This is a genomic window from Vibrio sp. R10-SG3-ISO3 (genome assembly GCF_059834225.1).
In genome coordinates, this window is sequence record NZ_JCBDHE010000039.1 from 100,863 (window position 1) to 121,950 (window position 21,088).

Here is a 21,088-nt window from a genome sequence, read left to right on the forward strand (position 1 = left end):
AATTACCATTACTGAACTTTCAAGCAATTCTCTACATAATTCGATCCTACACTAGAATCATTTGCATCGTTAGAGTAAATTAGTACAGTAAATTTTGATACTCAGGTGCAAAATGATATGGATACAGTTCAAGAAAAACGACTCCGACTAATAGACTTCTATCTGATGTTCTATGGCAAGGTAAATCGTGCTGACTTAATGAAGCATGGAGAAATCTCTATTGCTACCTCTAGCCGTGCATTCAATCAGTACCGGGAAAAGTTTGAAGATAATATTCAATTTGACGTGGGGAGACGCTGCTATGTCCGAACGCCTAATTTTCAACCCAAGTTCAAACATGATGCTTTTGCGGCCTTGAGGTTATTTGCTTGGGGTATAGAAGAAACTCTGCTCGAAACCGCTACATATGGAGTGCAGAACTCTGCCAGAATAATTGAAAACATATCAGACGAAATTCTGTCCCACATAACCAGGGCGATTGTAGCTAAACAACCCTTAGCAGTTGAATACAACTCCTCAAAGGGCAAGAAACCTCGCATCTATTCTCCACACTCTGTTTTTTTCGGCTTAGGTGCATGGCATGTCAGAGGGTGGGACTCTGAAGCGAATGACAGCAAAGGTGGTGGGCGCTCATTTCGAGTCAGTCGATTTGTCTCTGCAGAACCAGCTCATACCTCTGAGTATATTCCCCCAGAAAAAGACAAAGAGTGGCAAACTATTGTCACCCTAAGTGTTGCTCCTCATACCCGGCATGGAAACATCAAGAACCTAGCATGGGAGCTAGAGATGGAAGGAAAACCGATCCGAAACATCGAGACTAACGCAGCCTTAGCTGGCTATGTGCTCAACGAGCTAAGAGTAGACTGTTCGAACGACGCACTCCTCCCTCCTAAGGTGTTTGGGTTACAGCTTATGAACAGGCATGAGGTTGAAGAAATTGAATCTATACAGACGCTTGGGCCCGGCTTTTCACAAGTAAGAACAACTAGAGAGAAAGCGTAACTTTTTCCTCATAGTAGTTACGCTACACGTCTGGCTGGGTCTCTTTCCACTTTTCAATGTGAGCCTGTCTAACGCTGTCTAGAGTCTTTGAAAATGAAAGGCAATGGACAAAACCATTCCAACAGTTGCGATATTCTGTCTGACTTTTTGCACTCAAATCTTTAAGAAAGTCCACTATATCAATGGAAGATAATAACAAGTTCTGTTTCTTCTGCTTCCCTGAAAAGTCACTGTAGATGGATTTTATTTCATCAATGGTAGGATTTGGAAGCTGAAGGAGTCGACTTGCCAGGTCGGAGGCAAACCGAACAGCCGTCAAAAAGTCTCTCATTTTCCGTGAAAGTTTAGGCTGGTGGTGCTTACCATTGGCGAGAATATTCCAGCGAAACGAGTAGATGCCTGCTCTGCTGCGAACAAGATAGGTGCATTGTCGGGATGTATAATTTGGTAATGTAGCTGTCATTGTCTGCTATTTTGTACCTTTAGGTTGATAGCACACAGCCCTAACACGAAAAAAGGCCTGATAAATCAGACCTTTAAGAATGTGGCGGGAGTGAGGAATTCCACTTTACGCTATAATCATATGAATATTAAGCAATTTCAATATACAAAAATAAAAAAGCATTACATTAAGCATTACTTTTAGCAAAGGCTAGGCAGATGCTTAACTGAAAAACGATAGCTTCACCATCGCACTCGATAAGTTGGCTTACCATGACCTCAACACTCAATTAATCAGTCACGCTTTTTTAGTTCATCCTGAAAATTGAACTCCGTAATTATTACTGAGCCTTTTTGTTCAACTTCGTCAGTTCCATCATCTAACTCAGCTTCTATCATTTTTTTGCTTAGCTTTTGCTTAATGGCTTTGTATGGCTTTTGCAGCAAAGCTGCTGCTCCAGCTAGTGTTAGACCATTCTCGGCCACTGTTAAAGCACCAGAGCCAATATCAACTGCTACCTCAGCCATTTCTAATGCTGGTTGATAGTAGCTCAGAGCAATTTCAACTATTGAGCTGCCTTCTGTGACTGAAGATAGGGACCAGAGTAGACTATTAGAGTTTGAATCAACTGAATCTATAAATGGAACGTCTACGCCTTCAAATGCAGCCGAAAGTTCTGCTGTTAACTCAAAATAAGCCTCTAACTGTTTTGGAGTGACAACCCCCAACTCTCTTAGCTCACGAGCGTGCCCCAGAACGCTTAAGTTAACGATATCATCAACATATGGGATATCAGTAGTGATAGTTATGGTGGCTAACTTAGTTATCGCATCAAGTTTTTCAAGTTGCGGAGTCTGAAAAAGCTGCTTGTTACCAAAATTAAGCGGTAATGGCTTACTAGTTTGAGCTTCGTCAGACTTCAACGAGTGATAAACCTTATGTAATAAATGCTCAGATGCGAGATCTCTAAATTCAACATCTCCCATGAGCTTATTGAAGATTTCTTCGTTCCCATCCATTCGGTCTATAACTAAGCCACTGAACGCTTTCTTAAACACATACCGGAAGTCATCTAGAGAGTTTACAGCAGCAGCCATTCTCAGCTTCTCGCACCCAACAGCTTCTTGCTCAATTTGGTCGAAGAACAACTGATCCGCTTGATTAAAATCCGTACCAAAACGGTCATTAAGCAAAGCAACTAATTCAGACAGCCTGATTAGCTCTTCTCCCTGTTGCCCAGTGCCAACATCAGAAGGGCCTTTTAGCGCTTTCGCTTCACCTGTATTTAGATCAATTTGACCTTCACTGATTTTTTGTAATCGATAGTACTGGAGCTCCACATCATCTTCGACATGATAATCAGTACCACTGGCTTTCCTTGGTAGCTTCGTCAACAAGAAACGAGCATAGGTATACAATTGCTCCAAATCAGAGTCCTGGTAAGGAATAACTTGGGACAGAAAACTATACATGTTTCGAAAATCAACAAGTAAGCCTTTAACCTCTGATTGTTCCTCTTCCTCTAGCTCTTTAAAGCGTTCAATCGCCTTATCTAATATGCTATTAAACTTGGCGTGATCCTGCTTGCTTTCTTGTCGTTTAGGCTGAAAGTATACCTTACAAAACTCTTCAACTTCACTGGTGAAGACAATCCCAGACTCGTCAATTTGGTCTTGAAGACGATACAATTGCTGAGCATCCGTCAACTCTTCGTATGCTATATCTTCGTAAAAGTCTTTAAAGGCTCTAAATATATGTTCTCGCTTATTCTGAAAGTCCAGAACAAAGGTATCCTCTTTACCTGCACATGTTCTATTTAAGCGAGATAGCGTTTGGACAGCTTGTATACCTGAAAGCTTCTTATCCACATACATGGTGTGAAGCAGCGGTTGATCAAAACCTGTTTGATACTTTTCAGCCACAAGTAATACTTGATATTCGTCAGTATCAAATTGCTCTGGTAACTCACTCTCTTTAATACCACCATTTAAACCAACTTCGGTGTACTCTTTATCAGGCACCTTCGGATCGGTAACTGTGCCAGAGAAAGCAACTAACGACTTCACGTCAGAGTATCCTTTCTCTTTTATATAACTATCAAACTGTTTCTTATAATCCACAGCTTGAAGTCTAGAGCCCGTTACAACCATAGCTTTAGCTCTACCACCAATTTTGTGGCGAACATGCTGTCTAAAGTGCTCAACCATCACCTCTGTCTTCTGATATAGATTTGTAGGGTGGCGATTCAAGTTACGCGCTAGCGCTAGGGCTGCTTTTTTCCTTTCAACATGGGGATCTTCTTCGGAAGACTTCGCCATACCAAAGTACGCGGTATAGGTTGTATAATGCTTCAGAACATCAAGGATAAACTTTTCTTCAATTGCTTGACGCATTGAGTACTTGTGAAAAGGCACCTTTCCCGTTTTAGGGTCAGGCTCATTGAAAACATGCTTTGTTTTATATTTAGGTGTTGCAGTAAAGGCAAAGAAGCTGATATTAGGTTGCTTCCCGCGCTTCATCATTTCACGACAAACGTCTTCAAAGTTGTCATAATCCTCGTCTCCAAAATCATTTTCTAAGGCAAACTCAGAAGCAGATAGTTGAATACCATCACGGTTTAGAACACCTTTTAACTCCATAGCGCTTTCACCAGATTGCGAACTATGTGCTTCATCAACAATTACCGCAAAATTCTTTCCTGCAGTACTGAACTTTAAACCCTCTTCGAGACCTTGTTCTTCATTTAACTTCTCTATGGTTTCAGTTACAAACGGGAATTTTTGCAAGGTGGTAATGATTATAGGGGTGCCGTCAACCAAGGCTTTCACAAGCTGACGAGTATCCTCATCAATTTTTTGAACAACCCCTTGCTTATGCTCAAACTGGTAAATAGTGTTCTGAAGTTGCTGGTCTAGAACTCGTCGGTCAGTGACAACAATGACAGAATTGAAAATGCGCTGCTCTTGCTCGTTATGAAGACTACTCAAGCGATGGGCTAACCATGCAATAGAGTTTGATTTCCCAGAACCAGCAGAATGCTCTACAAGATAGTTACGACCAGGTCCTGACTCATACGCATGAGAAACTAAGCTTCTAACGGCATCAAGTTGATGATAACGGGGGAAGATCATCGTTTCTTTAGTGATTTTCTTAATGCCTTTATCCGTTAATACCCGCTTTTCTTCTACTTGCAAATGCATAAAACGGCCAAGAATATCAAGGAAGCTATCCCGACCTAGCACCTGCTCCCATAAATATGCCGTTTTATAACCACCACTTTCAGATACAGGGTTACCAGCGCCACTATTGCACCCTTTATTGAACGGTAAGAAAAACGTCTTATTACCACTTAGTCGAGTTGCCATAAACACTAACTGCGTATCGACAGCAAAATGAACCAATGTACGTTTCTTAAACTCGAAGATTAGTTCTTTATGATCACGGTCATTTTTATATTGTCGCTTGGCATCTTCTACATCTTGATTTGTAAATTCATTTTTCAGCTCCATTGTTGCTACAGGTATTCCATTAATAAATAGAACCATATCTATAGATTTTTTTGGAGTAGATTCACTGTAATGAAGCTGGCGAGTTACACTAAGTATATTCTTTCCATACAGCTCCCAGGTGTCAGCATTCTTATGGTTATTCGGAGCAAAGAACGCTATTCGAATTTTCTTACCGAAGCACTTAAATCCATGGCGAAGTACTTTTAGCGTCCCCCTTGCATTTAATTCTTTGCTCAGCGTGTCGACAATAAGCGTCTCTAATCCATCACCATGAATAGCCTCTAGACTTGCCCATACTTTCTTTTGCGTTTCACGTATGAACCGAACTACCCGCTTAGGCTCTAAGGCTTTTTCAGTGTCAAAATCTGAGTTTTGTCCTTGTTCATACTTGTGTACATCAACAAGACAAGCTTCAATCGCATCTTCAAAACGTGCTTCGGTATGTTTTTTCATGTCATTCCTTACCCAACCAACACAGGACACTGGTTATCTAATTCTTCTAATTTCATGCCGTTTAGATCATCGTAATGATAATGGCGAACACTATGATCGCGCTTAATATAACCTTCACCATCAACAAAACGACTTGGATCATCCATACAAGAGAAAACAAACTTTCTTAGATGCAGTCGCTTTTTCTCATTGGTGTATAAGCAAATTATTGACTGAACTGCTTTACACCAAGACTCCGTAGATGCCAGCTGATCCACTAAGCTATCTGGTAAAGTTGAAGACTTAAACTCTATACAGTAAACAGACAGCTTATTTCTATGAAGTTGAAAAATGACGAAGTCACAACGCTTTGACCAAGGTCTAGCATCATCTTCTAGGAAGTGAAATAGTGGATCGGTATTTCCATTTTGATTCTTTCGATCAAGTTTTAAAGCAATAACCTCACCACTGAATCCAAGTCTCACCCTCTGCTTACGCTCTTCCCCTCCGGCTAAGAATATTTTTTCTTCCAGCACAATTCGCCCATTATCACGTTTAGTGATTTCATAAGCATTAGTATTGAGGTAAGAACGTAAGCCCCTGAAGTACTTATTTGCATCCACTGCCATCTTCTAGCTACACCTCGGGAATATTTATAGTTCTGACATCTATTTGACCAGTAACGGCAGCGGCTATAAGAGCTCTTCGGTATCTATCAAGACTAGAAATGGCCCTCATATTGACTTCTAACATCTGATCAATGTGTTGTAACTCCCCATCAATAAAATCAGCAATAGCTTCCTGTTCTTCGAAAGGGGGAATACCCACCCGAAAATCCTTTATGAAGTTTTCGGGGATACGCTTTTGACCACCAGCACCATACATTTCAGACTCGCCAATTTGTCTAAATGCGTAGCTGTTTGTCAAATAAAATAGCCACCTACTACTACAATCTAGTCCTGCTCTTAAAACATGGAGTTCAGTCGTTCCAAACCCTATTCCATTGGCCATGCCTGAAGCCAAAGCTCCTTTACCATTCTCAAAACATGGTGTTATTTTAGCAACAACAACGTCATCATCAGAAAAATACGTATATCCGTTATAAACGTCCGACAACGGTTTTGTCGTATCCAGTCTAATTCCACCGTATTCACCGATTGAATCCATTGCTACAAACGAAACAGGTGTTTCAGGATCTAAATGTCGAACTTCTGACTTAACAGGGTTGATATCTGCTACGAACCTTAGTCGTTTTATATTCCAATTCCTTGGGATTTTCCCTAGCCACTGGATACCTGTTTGTGACATTACCGCTTCTGGGTCAATCCCCTTAGTAACAGCTTTGGTTATAATTGCCAATCTCTGTCGCTTGAGCTTGTTTTTAACTTCTTTTTTTGTTTCAACCAAAGTATCAATTTGAGAGATCTTATAATCTAGAAATTTAGCTATTTGAATCTGCTCATCTTTAGGAGGACAACACAAAAGGCAATTAGACAAATCACTTTGAGTCACACTTGGTAAAGCCGTCTGAGTCGCAATCAGGTCGAATGGAATGGTTAATGACAAATAATAAATATACTTTGGAGAAACGTCGTTAGACACAATTGAGTAAAACATTGTATCCACTGTCCAAAATTTACCTTTAACATATAGTGGCTTATCAATTGTTCCCTTTCGACCAAAAAGTACCGATTCCCCTTCATACAAGTAGTCTGATGCCTTTCTAAAAGCCCCTCCAGACCCATACACAGGGAAACCATGATCATTAGGTTGTACTTCTACAGCTTTATAATCTCTACCGTTTTCAATAGAGGCCATAAATTTAAGTCGCTTTGTAGACCAATGCTTAGGTATAAGTTTTACGTTTCCTAAGCCGCTCACTTTCATTTCAGGATAAACATGGTAGTCCACTAAAGAACCTCCTTGAGCATTCCCAACATTTCCTGCTCAATGTCTTGTATTTCAAGAGCTAACTTTTCAATACTTTCAATTTCTTCATACTCAAAAAAATGTCGATTAAATGGCACTTCGTAGCCTACCTTAATCTTACTGTGGTCAATCCAAGCATCATCACGGTAAGGTAAAACTTCATTTGTTAGAAAGCTCTCACAATGCTCTTTTACTAGATCTAACAACTCGGCAGTATCAACCTTACCTTTTGTTTTCTTGGTCTCGTAATCCAATGGTAACGGTAGCTCGATCAACTCATTTTCTTCATCACGCTTACCATTAATTAGAATTCCACCAGGAAAAGGAACTTTTTCGAAATCACGAAGATCCGCATCAGGCTCTGGTCGGTTCTTACTGTCAAGGCAGGGCTCTGCGGTCGGATCTTTCTCACCAAGTACACCATCACAAAGCAGTGCTTTTTTCATCTCTGCATCAAATTTAAGCTCCGATGTTGCAAATACAGCTTTTAGCTGCTGTTCGATAACTTTTCGATTCTTGACAACAACACCATCTGCATAAAGAGCTTTCACTTCATTAAGTACTCTCAAGAGTTCTTGTTGCTGAGCTTTACCTAGGGCGATCTCTTCTGCAATTTTTGTTTTATCTTTGCGTTTTTTAGAGTTACCAAGAGTGATGAAGTAAGCCGTTTGCTTAACTCGTTCGATGCGCTCATCATTTACAATAAAGTTAAGACGTAACGGGCGCTCGACTGTAATTTTCAAGTATCCAAAATCTTGGTTATTAAAGACTTTGGATACAAATATAGGCTTATCTTTATTACGCTTTTTGTCCTTAGGACTGTCAAGGTTAGTACCTATTTCATTTAACGTACGTGTTTCGCCATCTTTGAAAGCCGCATAGATTTTGGTGATTTCAGCAATGTGGTCAGGCTCATCTTTATTACCTGCGAGCGGTCCCTCACCAAGTTTTTTACGTTTATCACCCAAACTCTTTTTCATCTTCCAAGCAAAGTCCGTCGCATTGATTAGTTGAACTTTGCCTTGACGATTTTTTGCCTTTCGGTTGGTTACAATCCAGATATAGGTATAGATACCCGTGTTGTAGAACATCTGATCCGGCAAACCTACGATTGTTTCAAGCATATCGTTTTCAATGATGTATCGACGGATGTTGCTTTCACCGCCACCAGCATCACCAGTAAACATTGGTGACCCGTTGAAAATCACAGCAATACGAGAACCCTCACCTCCTTCAACACCGCCTGGCTCTGGCAATGTGTAAGTTTCTGGTGGTCGTTCCATTTTTGCCATCATGTGCATCAAAAATAGTAGAGCACCATCATTAATTCTTGGCAGCCCAGGTCCAAAACGGCCTTTAAAACCAAACTGTTCATGTTCTTTCGTCACAGTATCTTTTTCTGGTTTCCACTCAACGCCAAATGGTGGGTTTGCCGCCATATAGTGAAAACGCTCTTCAGGATGCCCATCACCATCAGCAAAGCCTTCCTTCACCTTACCCGTACCTAGCGTATTGCCGTAAACAACGTTGTTTACGTCTTCACCTTTAATCATTAGGTCAGAACCGCAGATAGCGTAAGATTCAGCGTTATACTCCTGACCAAACAGTTCAACATTAGCGTCTCTGTTTAAGTCCTCAATGATTGTTCTCTCAGCTTCCGATAAGATGCCACCAGTACCACACGTAGGATCATAAATTTTAATAACCTTTCCTGGCTTGTGTAATTGCTCTTCACCAGTAAAAAGAAGGTTAATCATTAACTTAACCACTTCTCGTGGTGTGTAGTGATCCCCTGCTTCCTCATTAGCCTGCTCGTTGAATCGGCGCACAAGGTCCTCGAAGATGTAGCCCATTGCTACGTTATCAACCCTATCTGGATGAAAATCTACATCATCAGAAGCCATTTCTTTCACAACCTCGTACAAACGGTTTGCTTCATCTAGCTTCTCGATTTCTTCACCAAAACTAAATTTTTCAAGAATCTCACGAGCTCGCTTTGAAAAACCTGCAATATATTTGTTCAGGTTTGCTGCCAACTTATCAGGATCATCAAGTAGCGTTTTAAAGGTAAATTCAGATGTATTGAAGAACTTCAAATCAAATTTCTGGTTGATGATTTCTTCGATTGTTTCTTCTTCAGTACCCGCAGCCACAAGCTTTTGGTGATGAGCTAAAACTTGCGCCTTAGTATCTAAAAGCACACTATCCAGCCGCTTAAGAACTGTCAGAGGAATCATCACTCGGCGGTATTGAGGTGGCCTGTATGGGCCACGTAATAAGTTGGCTATGTTCCAAACTAGGTCACTATGCTTTTTGTACTTTCCAAGGTCTTTCATGTGGACAATCCTGTTATGTCATCAGGGTTAAGTAAACGGTGTACTTAACCCTCAAAAAATTCTTCATCTATGCGTTTAATATAAAGCACTTGCTCGTCTCGGCTGCCTATGTTGTATCGCAACATCAACTTAGCCAACTCTTTACCGTTAATAAGCACAATGCGCATACCTAAATCTTTAGCCGTTTGTGTGGCTGAGGATGTAAAATCGGAAGTGGTAATGAAGATACCCTTCTGCGCTTTCTTTAAGTTCAACGCCCCAAAGAAATCCCGTATTTCACTAGATCCTACATTGTTGCCTTCGGCATAGCGCTTAGCTTGAATGTATACCTGATCTACACCTAGAGGGTCTTGGTTGATGACTCCATCAACACCATTATCCCCACTTCTTCCAAGTGTATGAGCCATACCCTCATCACTTCCGCCATAGCCCATTGCTAGTAGCAGGTCGATCAGTAGTTGCTCAAAGAAGGCAGGGGAAACTTTACGTGTTCGAGACAAAATATCTGAAGCTAAAACATCATTGATTTGTTTGTAAGCAGCTCTGAGGACTTCATCAGGTGTTACATTATCCGCGTCGCTTTCAACTGCTGAGGTAGAGTCTAACTGTTCAGCCTTTCGATCTTTAAATGCAACAAACTCATCAAACTGTTTAAGGTACTGGTTGTCTATCTCTGTGGTTGGATCACTAATCGCTTTTAAACCACGTTCAGTAATTACAAAATGAGCTCGACGGGTTACCTCTAGTAGACCTGCTTTTGTGAGATACGTTCGAGCCCAACCAATACGATTATCGAGTACTGTTTGCTTACCACTTGGTAAGCGTTCATCTCGTTCTTCCTCTGAAAGCTCGAATAAGTCAGCTAGTTGATTAATAACATCTCTTAGCTTTACCTCTTTGCCATTAGCGGCTTTTGCGACCTCTAAGAAAGGGCGCATAAAGACTTGATAGTTTGGTATCATTTGTTCGCCTTTTGACTTTCAATCCACGCATCGAGATCTTCACGCTTGAAGCGCCATGAGCCACCAACTTTAAAACCAGGCAGTTTTCCTTCGCTTGCTAATCTGTATGCAGTTTTTTCGGCTAGTTTTAAATACGTGGCAACCTCTTTCAAGGTTAAAATTTGGTCAGTCATTTCAGCGTGTTAGCTCTCAGGAATTTTATGAGTAGATTTAATAATGAGAGAATATGGGAAAATTGAGGAATGGACAATGATTGTAGTAGGATTATGAGACTAAGAGCTTAATCACTGGCCAAGCTCAAAGCCTGCCTGATGAATTTTTCACCTTAGCCATAGCTTTAACTTACTTGGTCTCTTCAAGTATTGAAACGATTGCTGCAGCTTGTTTGTGAGTGAAACCCGCATCGATTAATTTTTCTGTGTTGACTTTTTCACTAGTTTCGACATCCTCCAGGCTATCTTGTCCAAAGACACCATTAGTCTTACCAGCAGATAACAGATGCTTGTTGTTCCACTGTTCAATTTGGGGTGCATACAGAGCCAATAATCCAACAATCGTCCCCAAAACAAAGATTATGTGTACTAGTAACATTTTCCCTACTCGCTTAAATCAATCTCTTTTCATAATGGTCGCGTTCAAAAAGAATTTCTACACCTTTTACCCATTATTATAATTTACAAATAAAAACCTTATATAACAATAATATATATTGATAAAACTATCTTTGATCATATTACACGGACCATTGAATATGATTGGTTGCCAATATACTTGTTCATACGAACACATTCTCAGCAGAGGACAAGTATATGACACCATCGATTTCGTTTTTAAATAAAGAGCTAACACGAGCTATTAGACAAGCCACTATATCTGGTCGAACACATCCTGACGGGACTACTGATAATGTCGTAAAAGCCACTATTGAGTGGGCAAAAATGATTGTCAAAGAACCTCATCTAAGAGGTATTGCTTTGTCTCATGTTATAACCGACGAATTCAGAGTAATAAGCAGTTGCCTGATCCAACAAAGTACCTTAAACAACCATTTTTTCTCACGACTGGTCGAAGAAAAGTGTACCCCATGTGCCCAACAAGTACTCTGTGAAGAATCCGAATTATTCCAAGGGATTTTGGAATCTCAATTAGGCAAGGATCTATGTATAACTGATCAAAATATCCATTATTTCAGATTTTGCTGCCTATCCCTTTCTAGAGGTGTTTCTATCGATGAAGCCTTTGATACTGACGGCCCGGATATCGATGGTCTCAAACTTTGGATGATGTTAGGGACTCTGTTCTGCATCACTAAAATTATCGATTTACCTGACGTAACCGTTCATTAAAAACACTCAAATAAGAATTCCTGCTGCTTTGCAACACAACGGGCCAGGATTTCTGCACCCTGAAAAAGGTAAACAATCAATGTTAAGACTACTACCCGCATTTATTTTCATTATTTCAGCTCAGGCATTTGCCGGGACAAAGTTGATTCGGGAAGACAAAAATAACCTGACATTATCGGTCACAGAGCAACTGGTTATGGGAGATAACGACACACTAACCAGTGCTCGGGCGTTAAATATTGAGCAAATAAAAAAATCCGCTTCAGACTATGCCGGCAGCTATGTTGAGACTGAACAAAAAGTCACAGATTCCCGCCTTACCAAACAACAAATTCGTGTATTAACGGCTGGATTCATTGAAATTGTTGATAGCAAAGATACCCGCAAGCTTAACCAGTCCGGCAGTGTGGTATTGACCACAACCGCGACGGTTCGTATGTCGCAGGAAGCCATTAATAATGGTCTGGAAAAACTAAAAAATGACCCTGAACGACGTCAGAAAATGGAGGTGTTGCGTAAAGACAATCAACGCCTGAGAAAAGAGCTGTTCGATATCACTAAACAGATAAACTCCGGTAAAGCACGCACTGATCTGATGGCTGCACGAAATGCGATTTTGCAGGACTTAGATAATAACCGTGAATCCTCACGACAGATTTTCGAAGAAGGCACATTGTTTCAGCTGGCAACTCTGGGAAATGATGAATATGAGCTGGCTAGGCAGGATATTGACAACAATGTCTTCGGTTTCATTCAGCATGAAGCACATATCAAAACAGGTCGTCCTCAATTTACTAAAAACAGTGATGGTACTTATAACCTCGCAGTATCTGTAAGGTGGAATTTTGACCATAAGCCAGCTTATCAGACTCTTGGTAAGTACTTGGAAGTCAGTCAGGAAAAAGGCCGTCATACACCTCCATCAACGATAAAAATTTCGGAATACCACAACAAAGGCAACAGACAAAAATTACCGTTTACCGAAAAGCTTCTGGGTTACATCACTAACAAAGTTATCGTATTACAGGTAAGAGCAGGCAGTAAGCTGGGGTATTTACCCATCGGAAATATGGGGGGATTCTTCAATGATGATGAATTTTTCTTCCAGTATGCCGGTGCGCCAGGCAGCGAGATGATCGGAGTTATGTACCGCAACCCAATGGTTATTCGCAATGTCAACGAAGCAGAACTTAAACAAATTACGGCGCTTACTGCTTCCGTAGAGATTTTAGACCGCAAAGAACTCAGAGGATGGAAATATGAATAAACATCTGATGACTCTGGCATTGTTGTTTTCCTCTGCGTGTCTCGCCGAAACCCAGCATCCAACGGCTACCGCGTGTATCGAAACTACCGGTAATGAATCTATCGACCGGGCAACCGCTAAAACGATAGCAAAAGGGCGGTTGGTTCTGGATTTAAACAGTGTGGTCACAGCCCGTAGCCATATAGAACAAGTGACCACAGAAAGTAGCGATTCCTATGACGTTACTGACAAGTTGACTGAAAACATCTACTCCAGCGGACAACTTAGATTGAGGGGTATTCAGACAACCGAGTCTTATTACAAAGAAATTAATGGCATTAAAAGTTACTGCGTCACACTACAAATCTAGGAGAGAGTCATGAACCGAATTAACGTTATTTTATTAGCATTTGTCGCCACATTAACTATGAGCGGTTGTGCTTCTTCACCTGATTCAGCAGACATTGCCCGTGATCAGCTAAAAGCGGAACAAATCAGAACCAATGCTGCTCAGGAAAAAGCCGAAGATAAAATCAGCAATGTACCAGAGTGGTTTCTGATGCCACCAAAAAATGATGATACATCCGTTTATGGTGTGGGAAGCGGGGAGAGTAGAAACATTGATTTCGCAATGAAAAAAGCGGATCTCAATGCCCAGTATGAACTGGCCAAATCATTTTCCCAGGAGCTTTCCGGCAATGAGCAAAGTTACAACAAGGAAAGTAACTACGAGATGAAAGAGCAATACACCCGCCTTATCGACAGCATCGTATCTTCTGTACCGGTTAACGGGTATGAAACGGTAGAACACAAAGTTGTGGCAGAAAATGGACGTTTTTCTGCCTATAAACTGGTGAGACTCTCTTACGCTCGTTTCTCTCAGGCAATGGAAAAACTGCATGGCAGTGATCAGGTAGAAGTGAAAGCCGCGTTCCAGCAGTTACAGCAACGCTTGCAAGAAAAAGGAAACAAGTCATATGAACATTAAGTTTATTGCACCTGCATCATTAGTGTTTTTTCTTATCGGGATTCATAGCGATATTAACGCATTGCTTATCACTAACGTTGTCGCCATCTTCATTCTTATCACTTTGATGTTGATGAGCAACCAGTAAGTCATAACAGTTCAGCTCTGAAGCCGGGCTGAACTGTTGAAAATACAGGAAAGATAATATGCATTTTCTTAAAACCAGAGCCACAGCGCTAAACCAAAACATTGCCGTTGTCGAATGGTATGCTGGCCGAAACAGAAACGGCTTACTTACAGTAGAGCTGCAGTTTAGTCACCGTCCCGACGACACTGATCTGTTAGCGGAGCTCCTCACCATTCAGCACCTGCTGTTTAACGTCAATGTTTTTACTATGCAGGTCGTACAGCCGGAGCCCATTACTCTGGAAGTCTCAGATAAACGGATTCTCGGGCTGGTTAACTGTATTCCTGAAGCTCCGCTGTATCAAACCAGTGCATTTTTGCGTAACCGGCTGAAAGGGGTGGATTTAAAACTGAATATTGAGCCTGAATGCTTCCAAGAAATAGAAGTTTCTCAACCGGATTTTTATATAGCCAATGAACCTGCAGAGCGTCACTTTAGCCATGTTGTGGTGAATACGCCCAGTCTGGATGAGGTGTTCATCAATACCCACGCTATTGATAAATACGTACGCCTTCATACAGGAGGCTCACTCAGCAAGCCGATCAAATCTCTGGTTTCCAGATTACATAACCCCAAGCTGGTTAAACTGGAGATTCCTCAGCATGTACTGCGACACAAGCTCATTCAGTATCAGAACAATGAAAACATTGAGGTATGGGGTATCCCGGAAGCTACGCTGCGGTTTTTAATCATCAAAGAAAGGCAGGCGAAATGCCTGAGAACCGTTTTCCGGAGAACTGCCAGACAATGAAAATATATCTTGATGATGAAAGAGAGGCACCAGAAGGCTGGGTTCGTGTATATTGGCCGTTTCAGGTTATTGAGCTTTTAAAAACAGGGGAAGTGACTGAAATAAGTCTGGATCATGACTTAGGCGATGACCTTAGGGGAACCGGCTATGACGTCATTTTATGGATAGAAGAGGCCGTCTATACCGAAGGTTTTGCACCGCCGGTCATTCACATTCATTCTGCAAACTCTTCAGCTAGACAGAAAATGCTGGCCGGAATAAGCAGCATAAAAAAACAAGCGGCAAAAAATGCCATATAAAGCGTTCAGTCAGTACAGGCTGAACACTCATAAAAACAAAATCTTTAGTGGTAACAAAATGAAAAAAAGTTGTCTGTTCACACTCGCAGTAGTGTCAATACTTTCCGGTTGTGCTGACCGGATGAAAAATCCATATTTTGCTGATATGACAACTTATCCGGAAAAGGTAAAGCTTAGCGAAGACCAACAGGATCAGGTGATTAAAGTCAGCTACTTATCCAGAGATTTAATGGAAAGTGACAACCGTGCAGCTATTGAGAAGAAGGTTACCAGTTCAAAAGCGTACGCTCAGTGGTCAGCAGGAAGTGCTGCACAAGCCGGCACCATGGCACAAATGACAACAGACCTGGCAGTCGGACAATTTGATTCTTCTGCCGGTGCAACTGCGGGTGCAGTAGCCTTTGGTGCAGGTTTGGTGCTGGGAGAAGTTTTTGATGGCAGTGAAGAGTACGCTTCAAAAGCATGGCTGCCGAACACTTATAATGGTGAGTTGATCACAACGAAAGAACAGGCTCAAAAAGCCCTGAAAGCTTTTTCAGAAAGACAGGTACAAAAAATTGCAGATACAATGGGATGGCATGTTGAATGCGCGATAGGCTGCGATTCTGAATCCAGAAATGTCTATTACTACTTATCAAATACTAACAGCCAGTCTTTGCATGCTGATTACATCTACAAACCTTTCGATATCGCGATTCGTGTTTCTTTTAATGAACTTGTGAAAGTAAAAGATAATGACCCTGTCCATGCATTGCTGGGTAATGATATCGGATGGACAACCTACGGACATAACTCTTTTGTTGTTATGTCTATGGGAGGAATTACTCTAGATGAATCCGGTAAACCAAAGATCTTCCAAACTGAAGATGGTAGAGATTCACTTATGTTGTGGCGCTATCTTAAGAAAACCCATATCGGTCGCGATATCCTGCGTACATTCCACTCAACGCCTTATACATTGCAGGGTAACAGCGATGACTACCCACACATAATCTATCACGACAACGTCGCGTATACCTTCAGCAGTAACAGCAATACCTTTATTGCTTCCCGATATCTGGACGAGCCTTATCTTCTAGATGGCAAAGCAATGGTTACTACACCACCGGAAATGCAGACACCAGTGGATATGGGGCATTTGAAGTAGCTGGTTCATCTGGTTCTAATTCAGCTTTCTTTATGCACTCTCATAGCATTGTAACGAGACTGTCCTTGTTGATGAAGAGATGCGTTGAGAATTTAGCGTCTAACCATGTCAGTCTCAGGTTAGACGCCCAAACCGACAAAGCCTTAATCTCAATCAAACGGATCACTGGATATTCCAAATGAAGAGCTGCCAAAACTATCATCAAACGCGCTACTGCTAAATGAGTCATCAAAAACGCTTCCAATCGAGCCGCTACTGAAAGGATCATCGAATGTAACATCCGTTGAATCTGTACCAAACATATTCCCCCCTACATCCATACAGTCATCAATCATCGGTAATCCACTTGCTGGATTTATACTGATAATTGGTTCGCAGATGGATATATCATCAGATATGCTCGTTGTAGAACAACCATTAATAGAACTATCGAATATGTCATCGACCGAGTGAGCAGATTCGCTGAATAGCCCACTGTGAATACCATCGTCATGAATGTGAGTAGAACTATTAAGCATGGCTAATCCCAGTCCAATCCCCGTCAACTCATGCATGTTAGAATCATTTACTCTGGCCGCACGTGTATGATCAGCTCTTTCGTTAATCGCTCGTTTATTCGGGGTATCAGCTTTCTTTTCACGAATAGGTGAGCTATTTAAGCTGTATTGCCCTGTAGGAGCGGACTTCAATAATCGCCCATGTTTATTTAACAGAGCCCATTCAGACAGTGTCGATATGGCTGCATCTGTAACAACACCATTTTCAGCGTCCACGTCATTCACTTTGTAGTGTGTTACTACCTTTTGAGGTTTTTCCGGATCGGTGTGAGCTTCGATGCTATCTTCACGCTTGCCTCTAAGTGATGCAATAACAAAGGCTGTTAGCCCAACAAATGCAATAAGCATTAGACCGATAAAATAAACATTTTGTGTACTTGTCATTATCATCCCTGTTGTATACGGTTGACTTGATTCTGCTCACTTAAAGCGACATATGAGCATAGTAGCAATATAACACAATCCATATCCCTGCCGATTGATCTCATCTCGATATAATCTTAACGCGTTAAAACAGCAATAGTGATTACTTATTTTTAATCAACTACTCCACCAGCTTGGGTTTCATTCATTGGCACACAAGACTTCCAGCACGGTGGTGTAAAAAATACTTTCCCCTATGCTTCTTCTGTCTTAAATCTATCTTTCCAGGCATGATTGATTAAATTTTTACTCCACCAGCTAGTCCACTACTATCAACCCTTGCTGTATAAGGGGTTTTACCTTTTATAGTGGAGAATAGGACTAATTTACAAATATTGGACAGTTTAAAGATTAAGATGAATTGGACAACACATTTGCTCAGAGCCCCCGCCCTTGGAAATGATCAGCTTAGCGATGAATGAGCTCTACTGATTCTGCGTGAATGAACCCATTTGATTTCCCATAATGGGATTTGAAGCATTTGAATTCCCATTATGGGATTTGAAGCACTTGAAATCCCATTAAGCGGATTTCAAATTTGAAATCCCATTATAATAATAATGTGAATTTAAATAGAGCTTTAGGGCGCTTGACGCATAGACATTAAAAACAAAAAGCCACCTCTCATTAGGCGGCTCATCTTTGTCGAAAGTGAAAAGCTAAATCTTTACAGGAACCTTTAAGAAATATTGGGAGTTCCCACTCCGAGTTCTACGCTGAATTACACCTTCGCTTGAAAGTTTGGTCAGAGCTTTTCCTATCGAAACACTAAACCGTGTTTCTGCGTTTAAGTGCTCACAAACATCCGTTGATTTCAACCACCTCCCTTCAAGGTTCGATGCATTTTCATCATGGAGAAATTTATCAACAATAATGTGATACCAGGATCCCTTATCGTTGTATCGTTCGGTCACTCGCCTAACCTTTTCTTGTTCATGTTTATCCATCATCCAGCCATATCCATCCAAATACATCGCTTTTATCTCTAACCAAAATTGTTTCAACTTTTCTGGATGGTTATGGATAAGGCGTCCTGTCCCGTTGTATTCCCAACCTAACAACTCGTTAACTCTTTCCATATCGATAGGGCTAGAAATTTCAATAACACCATAACGGCTATTCCCCGTATCATCTTTCAAGAAATCGACCCCATTAACCGTCGCGATAAAATGTGTTTTTCTTTTTTTCTTTACTGGATCTTTAATAAAAGGGGGACGTACCGTATCGATTTCGTTAGTAAGAAATGCCTTGATTGTACCTTGAACAGTATTGCGACCTTTTGTCGTTCGCTCTAATTCACCCAGTTCGACAATCCATGAGCATATCGCTTGGAGAACACTGTCCTTGTTACTTGGATTCAGCTCTGCTCCCTCAAGAAAGGAGCGAGGTACAACATTAGCAATTCGACCAATGAACGCGGTTTTCATGCAAGATTGATCTCCTTGAAGAACTGGCGTCAATTTGCTGCTAAACCTCGGCTCATACAAGGACGCAACACAACCAGTCAACCAACGAGACATTACTATGTAAGCAACTTCAAAGTTTGCTGGGTTCATACATTGAACAATGTCTTTTAGTCGATGAATGCCATCCCATTGAGCAGTATCCAACCAGTCCTTCACCGGATGATACGTATTAAGCTCTGCTAAAGCTGATAGATGATCATCGAGAGTTTGCTTTGGTAGACTACAAATCGACATCGCGGAGATTATCTTGCTCCGGGCAGAATCAAGCGATGAACAAAGGTTTTCATTTTGAAAGATCTCTCTATCTAACGTCATCTCGTTAAACACAGCTTTCATCTCTAACTGACCCAGTAGTACCGATAAATTACCAGCTGTATTCAAAAGCTGTGGTTCTTTACTTGATCTAATTCGAACATGTGGAAATTCTAAAGAAACAAGATCACTAAACTCTTTATTATCAACAGAGGTCTTTAACTGCACGACATTGGTTGGTTTAGGTACTTTTTTCATTGATACCCATCCTTAAACTCTTCCAACATCAATGATGTTTTTTGGGCCCAATAAATTTTTCTATTGTGAAGATCGATGTCTGGAAAGTGTTTGGACAAAGATCTGATAGCCTTACAAACATCTCCACTAAATGAACGGATAACCAAAAAATCAAATTTATCGATGCAAATCCCAGTAGCACAAGGATCACTAATATGATGAGAATAATAACGCTCTATACCGTCCATTGCGGTCAGTATGTAAGCACCGGCACATCGACTCTTTGATTCAGGAGGTAGCCATGCTCGCCCCTGACGCTTATAACCATATTGAGTTAATAAATCTAACCATACGTAGCCAGCATTAACCGCGTCAATTATCGATACCTGGCCAGTTAACCATTTCCCTATATAAGTTGGTTTAATACGATTTGCTTGATCCTCTTCAAGTATTTGAATCTTCTTCTTTTGTTCATCATCAAAACTTATCGCTTGCTCAATTAAACGTGAATTACCAAGCTTTAATGATTCACCGAAATTAACGTGATTAAAATATTGGCCACCAGCATACCGAGTAGGCAAATACATAATTTGCTGAGGACGATTTGAGCAATCATCAGTTTCAAAACAGTAAGCCAAGTAAGTTTGTGCTAGTTGCCATTCATCATGAGGTACTCCATCGGCAAGCTCGATATAAACTCGATACCGGTTCCCTTTACCAGCTTGCTGATAACTCGCTGTTGTGTGAATGATATAAGAGCTGACATCAAGGCTATGCAAAGTCTCTCTTATCGTTTCTAACGTGCGTTGGGTCTCATCAAGATCTAAACGTAATAACGTAAAGTTATTATGCGCTGCAATCGCTTCTAAGCGCTTACTCTGGCAATTACTAGCTGTTACAACCTGGCTTTGTTTTTTGGCTTCTAGAGCGCAGGTGGCTTTAATTTTCGGGGGATTTCGTATTAAGTCTACAAGTTGATTCCAGTCAATCAACTCAAATCCTTTTGTTTGATAAATATTTTCAATCAATAAATACATATATCTACCACTTTACCGGATACAAAAAAATGAAAATACGAGCACTAAAATAGGCGATAACACATGAATGAATTTTTGAGACTAATGTTTAACCCCAAACGCACATATGAGTTCAGCTTAACGATCCGAAATCACTAGATTTAAGGCAAGATTCATCCCTACGGATGTACCGCATATTTCACATAGTTAACATTTGAGAAATGCCTATCGACTTAGGAAGAGTTAGTGGCTCGTAACTTTATTAATAATGGACTAACGAACGTGGTTCACTGTTGAACAACTTGTCTTTGTTCCATTCGTTGCTGTTTCCAAGCTTCACATTCGGATTTTAGCCAACCGATGCTATTAGGCCCGATTTCTATTGATGATGGAAACAAGCCCTTTTCCATCCAGTTGTAGATAGTTTGGCGAGAACGCGCTCCAGTAAAAGCTAATACTTCAGGAAAGCGTAAGATAGGATCAATTTTTAACGAATCGTTGGTTTCAATGTTTGTCATGGTTTCCCCTTGTCATGTTTGTACTTCATTAGACAAAGGGAAGCTTATAAGACTGTTCGATAGT

Annotated in this window: 20 protein-coding genes; 9 read left to right on the top strand and 11 right to left on the bottom strand. The window is 40.9% G+C overall.

From position 1 onward, the window contains the following. Nucleotides 1–117: 117 nt before the first annotated feature. Entirely contained in the window at nucleotides 118–1,002 is an 885-nt protein-coding gene (locus tag AC6R1A_RS09510) for a BrxR family helix-turn-helix transcriptional regulator (RefSeq protein WP_500634109.1), read from the top strand. 735 nt (nucleotides 1,003–1,737) lie between these two features. Here the strand turns inward: AC6R1A_RS09510 and AC6R1A_RS09515 are convergent. From AC6R1A_RS09515 to AC6R1A_RS09545, 7 genes are all read right to left on the bottom strand, one after another. Continuing rightward, nucleotides 1,738–5,406: a type I restriction endonuclease subunit R gene (locus AC6R1A_RS09515; protein WP_500634110.1), complete on the bottom strand. Its 3,669-nt coding sequence runs from the start codon at nucleotides 5,404–5,406 to the stop codon at nucleotides 1,738–1,740. An 8-nt stretch (nucleotides 5,407–5,414) separates the two neighbouring features. After that, nucleotides 5,415–6,014 (bottom strand): hypothetical protein, encoded by a 600-nt coding sequence (locus tag AC6R1A_RS09520; RefSeq protein WP_500634111.1) that lies wholly within the window; start codon nucleotides 6,012–6,014, stop codon nucleotides 5,415–5,417. 7 nt (nucleotides 6,015–6,021) lie between these two features. Then, a complete protein-coding gene (locus tag AC6R1A_RS09525) occupies nucleotides 6,022–7,296 on the bottom strand; it encodes a restriction endonuclease subunit S (protein WP_500634112.1) in 1,275 nt (424 codons plus the stop codon). Then, the gene (locus AC6R1A_RS09530; RefSeq protein WP_500634113.1) at nucleotides 7,296–9,650 is read right to left on the bottom strand and encodes a type I restriction-modification system subunit M; all 2,355 of its coding nucleotides are present in this window, start codon (nucleotides 9,648–9,650) and stop codon (nucleotides 7,296–7,298) included. The genes AC6R1A_RS09525 and AC6R1A_RS09530 overlap by 1 nt, the downstream gene beginning before the upstream one ends. 44 nt (nucleotides 9,651–9,694) lie before the next feature. After that, on the bottom strand, nucleotides 9,695–10,612 hold the full coding sequence (locus AC6R1A_RS09535; RefSeq protein ID WP_500634114.1) for a restriction endonuclease: 918 nt from the start codon (nucleotides 10,610–10,612) through the stop codon (nucleotides 9,695–9,697). Further along, nucleotides 10,609–10,785 carry a methylation-associated defense system helix-turn-helix domain-containing protein MAD1 gene (gene mads1, locus AC6R1A_RS09540; protein ID WP_500634115.1) on the bottom strand — a complete coding sequence of 59 codons (177 nt, stop codon included), beginning with the start codon at nucleotides 10,783–10,785 and terminating at the stop codon, nucleotides 10,609–10,611. Before mads1 ends, AC6R1A_RS09535 begins: the two co-directional genes overlap by 4 nt. A 169-nt stretch (nucleotides 10,786–10,954) precedes the next feature. After that, nucleotides 10,955–11,203: a hypothetical protein gene (locus AC6R1A_RS09545; protein ID WP_500634116.1), complete on the bottom strand. Its 249-nt coding sequence runs from the start codon at nucleotides 11,201–11,203 to the stop codon at nucleotides 10,955–10,957. Between the two features lie 218 nt (nucleotides 11,204–11,421). Between AC6R1A_RS09545 and AC6R1A_RS09550 the strand changes: the two genes are divergently transcribed. The 8 genes from AC6R1A_RS09550 (at nucleotide 11,422) to AC6R1A_RS09585 (ending at nucleotide 16,555) form a co-directional block, all read left to right on the top strand. After that, on the top strand, nucleotides 11,422–11,958 hold the full coding sequence (locus AC6R1A_RS09550) for a hypothetical protein (RefSeq protein ID WP_500634117.1): 537 nt from the start codon (nucleotides 11,422–11,424) through the stop codon (nucleotides 11,956–11,958). A gap of 79 nt (nucleotides 11,959–12,037) precedes the next feature. Further along, nucleotides 12,038–13,225: a hypothetical protein gene (locus AC6R1A_RS09555; protein ID WP_500634118.1), complete on the top strand. Its 1,188-nt coding sequence runs from the start codon at nucleotides 12,038–12,040 to the stop codon at nucleotides 13,223–13,225. Continuing rightward, the gene (locus tag AC6R1A_RS09560) at nucleotides 13,218–13,574 is read left to right on the top strand and encodes a hypothetical protein (RefSeq protein ID WP_500634119.1); all 357 of its coding nucleotides are present in this window, start codon (nucleotides 13,218–13,220) and stop codon (nucleotides 13,572–13,574) included. Before AC6R1A_RS09555 ends, AC6R1A_RS09560 begins: the two co-directional genes overlap by 8 nt. Before the next feature lie 9 nt (nucleotides 13,575–13,583). Then, entirely contained in the window at nucleotides 13,584–14,192 is a 609-nt protein-coding gene (locus tag AC6R1A_RS09565) for a hypothetical protein (protein ID WP_500634120.1), read from the top strand. Then, the gene (locus AC6R1A_RS09570; protein ID WP_500634121.1) at nucleotides 14,182–14,319 is read left to right on the top strand and encodes a hypothetical protein; all 138 of its coding nucleotides are present in this window, start codon (nucleotides 14,182–14,184) and stop codon (nucleotides 14,317–14,319) included. The genes AC6R1A_RS09565 and AC6R1A_RS09570 overlap by 11 nt, the downstream gene beginning before the upstream one ends. Before the next feature lie 58 nt (nucleotides 14,320–14,377). Beyond that, nucleotides 14,378–15,109, top strand: coding sequence for a hypothetical protein (locus tag AC6R1A_RS09575; protein ID WP_500638714.1), 732 nt, complete (start codon nucleotides 14,378–14,380; stop codon nucleotides 15,107–15,109). Beyond that, nucleotides 15,070–15,408, top strand: a complete 339-nt coding sequence (locus tag AC6R1A_RS09580; protein ID WP_500638715.1) for a cyclic-phosphate processing receiver domain-containing protein — start codon at nucleotides 15,070–15,072, stop codon at nucleotides 15,406–15,408. Before AC6R1A_RS09575 ends, AC6R1A_RS09580 begins: the two co-directional genes overlap by 40 nt. Continuing rightward, the gene (locus AC6R1A_RS09585) at nucleotides 15,398–16,555 is read left to right on the top strand and encodes a hypothetical protein (protein WP_500634123.1); all 1,158 of its coding nucleotides are present in this window, start codon (nucleotides 15,398–15,400) and stop codon (nucleotides 16,553–16,555) included. The genes AC6R1A_RS09580 and AC6R1A_RS09585 overlap by 11 nt, the downstream gene beginning before the upstream one ends. A 149-nt stretch (nucleotides 16,556–16,704) precedes the next feature. On the opposite strand, the gene AC6R1A_RS09590 is transcribed toward AC6R1A_RS09585, so the two are convergent. The 4 genes from AC6R1A_RS09590 to AC6R1A_RS09605 form a co-directional block, all read right to left on the bottom strand. Next, nucleotides 16,705–17,496, bottom strand: a complete 792-nt coding sequence (locus AC6R1A_RS09590; RefSeq protein WP_500634124.1) for a hypothetical protein — start codon at nucleotides 17,494–17,496, stop codon at nucleotides 16,705–16,707. Nucleotides 17,497–18,194: 698 nt separating this feature from the next. Beyond that, nucleotides 18,195–19,511 (bottom strand): VapE domain-containing protein, encoded by a 1,317-nt coding sequence (locus tag AC6R1A_RS09595; RefSeq protein WP_500634125.1) that lies wholly within the window; start codon nucleotides 19,509–19,511, stop codon nucleotides 18,195–18,197. Beyond that, the gene (locus AC6R1A_RS09600; RefSeq protein WP_500634126.1) at nucleotides 19,508–20,527 is read right to left on the bottom strand and encodes a hypothetical protein; all 1,020 of its coding nucleotides are present in this window, start codon (nucleotides 20,525–20,527) and stop codon (nucleotides 19,508–19,510) included. Before AC6R1A_RS09600 ends, AC6R1A_RS09595 begins: the two co-directional genes overlap by 4 nt. A gap of 266 nt (nucleotides 20,528–20,793) precedes the next feature. After that, the gene (locus AC6R1A_RS09605; RefSeq protein WP_500634127.1) at nucleotides 20,794–21,024 is read right to left on the bottom strand and encodes a helix-turn-helix transcriptional regulator; all 231 of its coding nucleotides are present in this window, start codon (nucleotides 21,022–21,024) and stop codon (nucleotides 20,794–20,796) included. Nucleotides 21,025–21,088 lie beyond the last annotated feature (64 nt).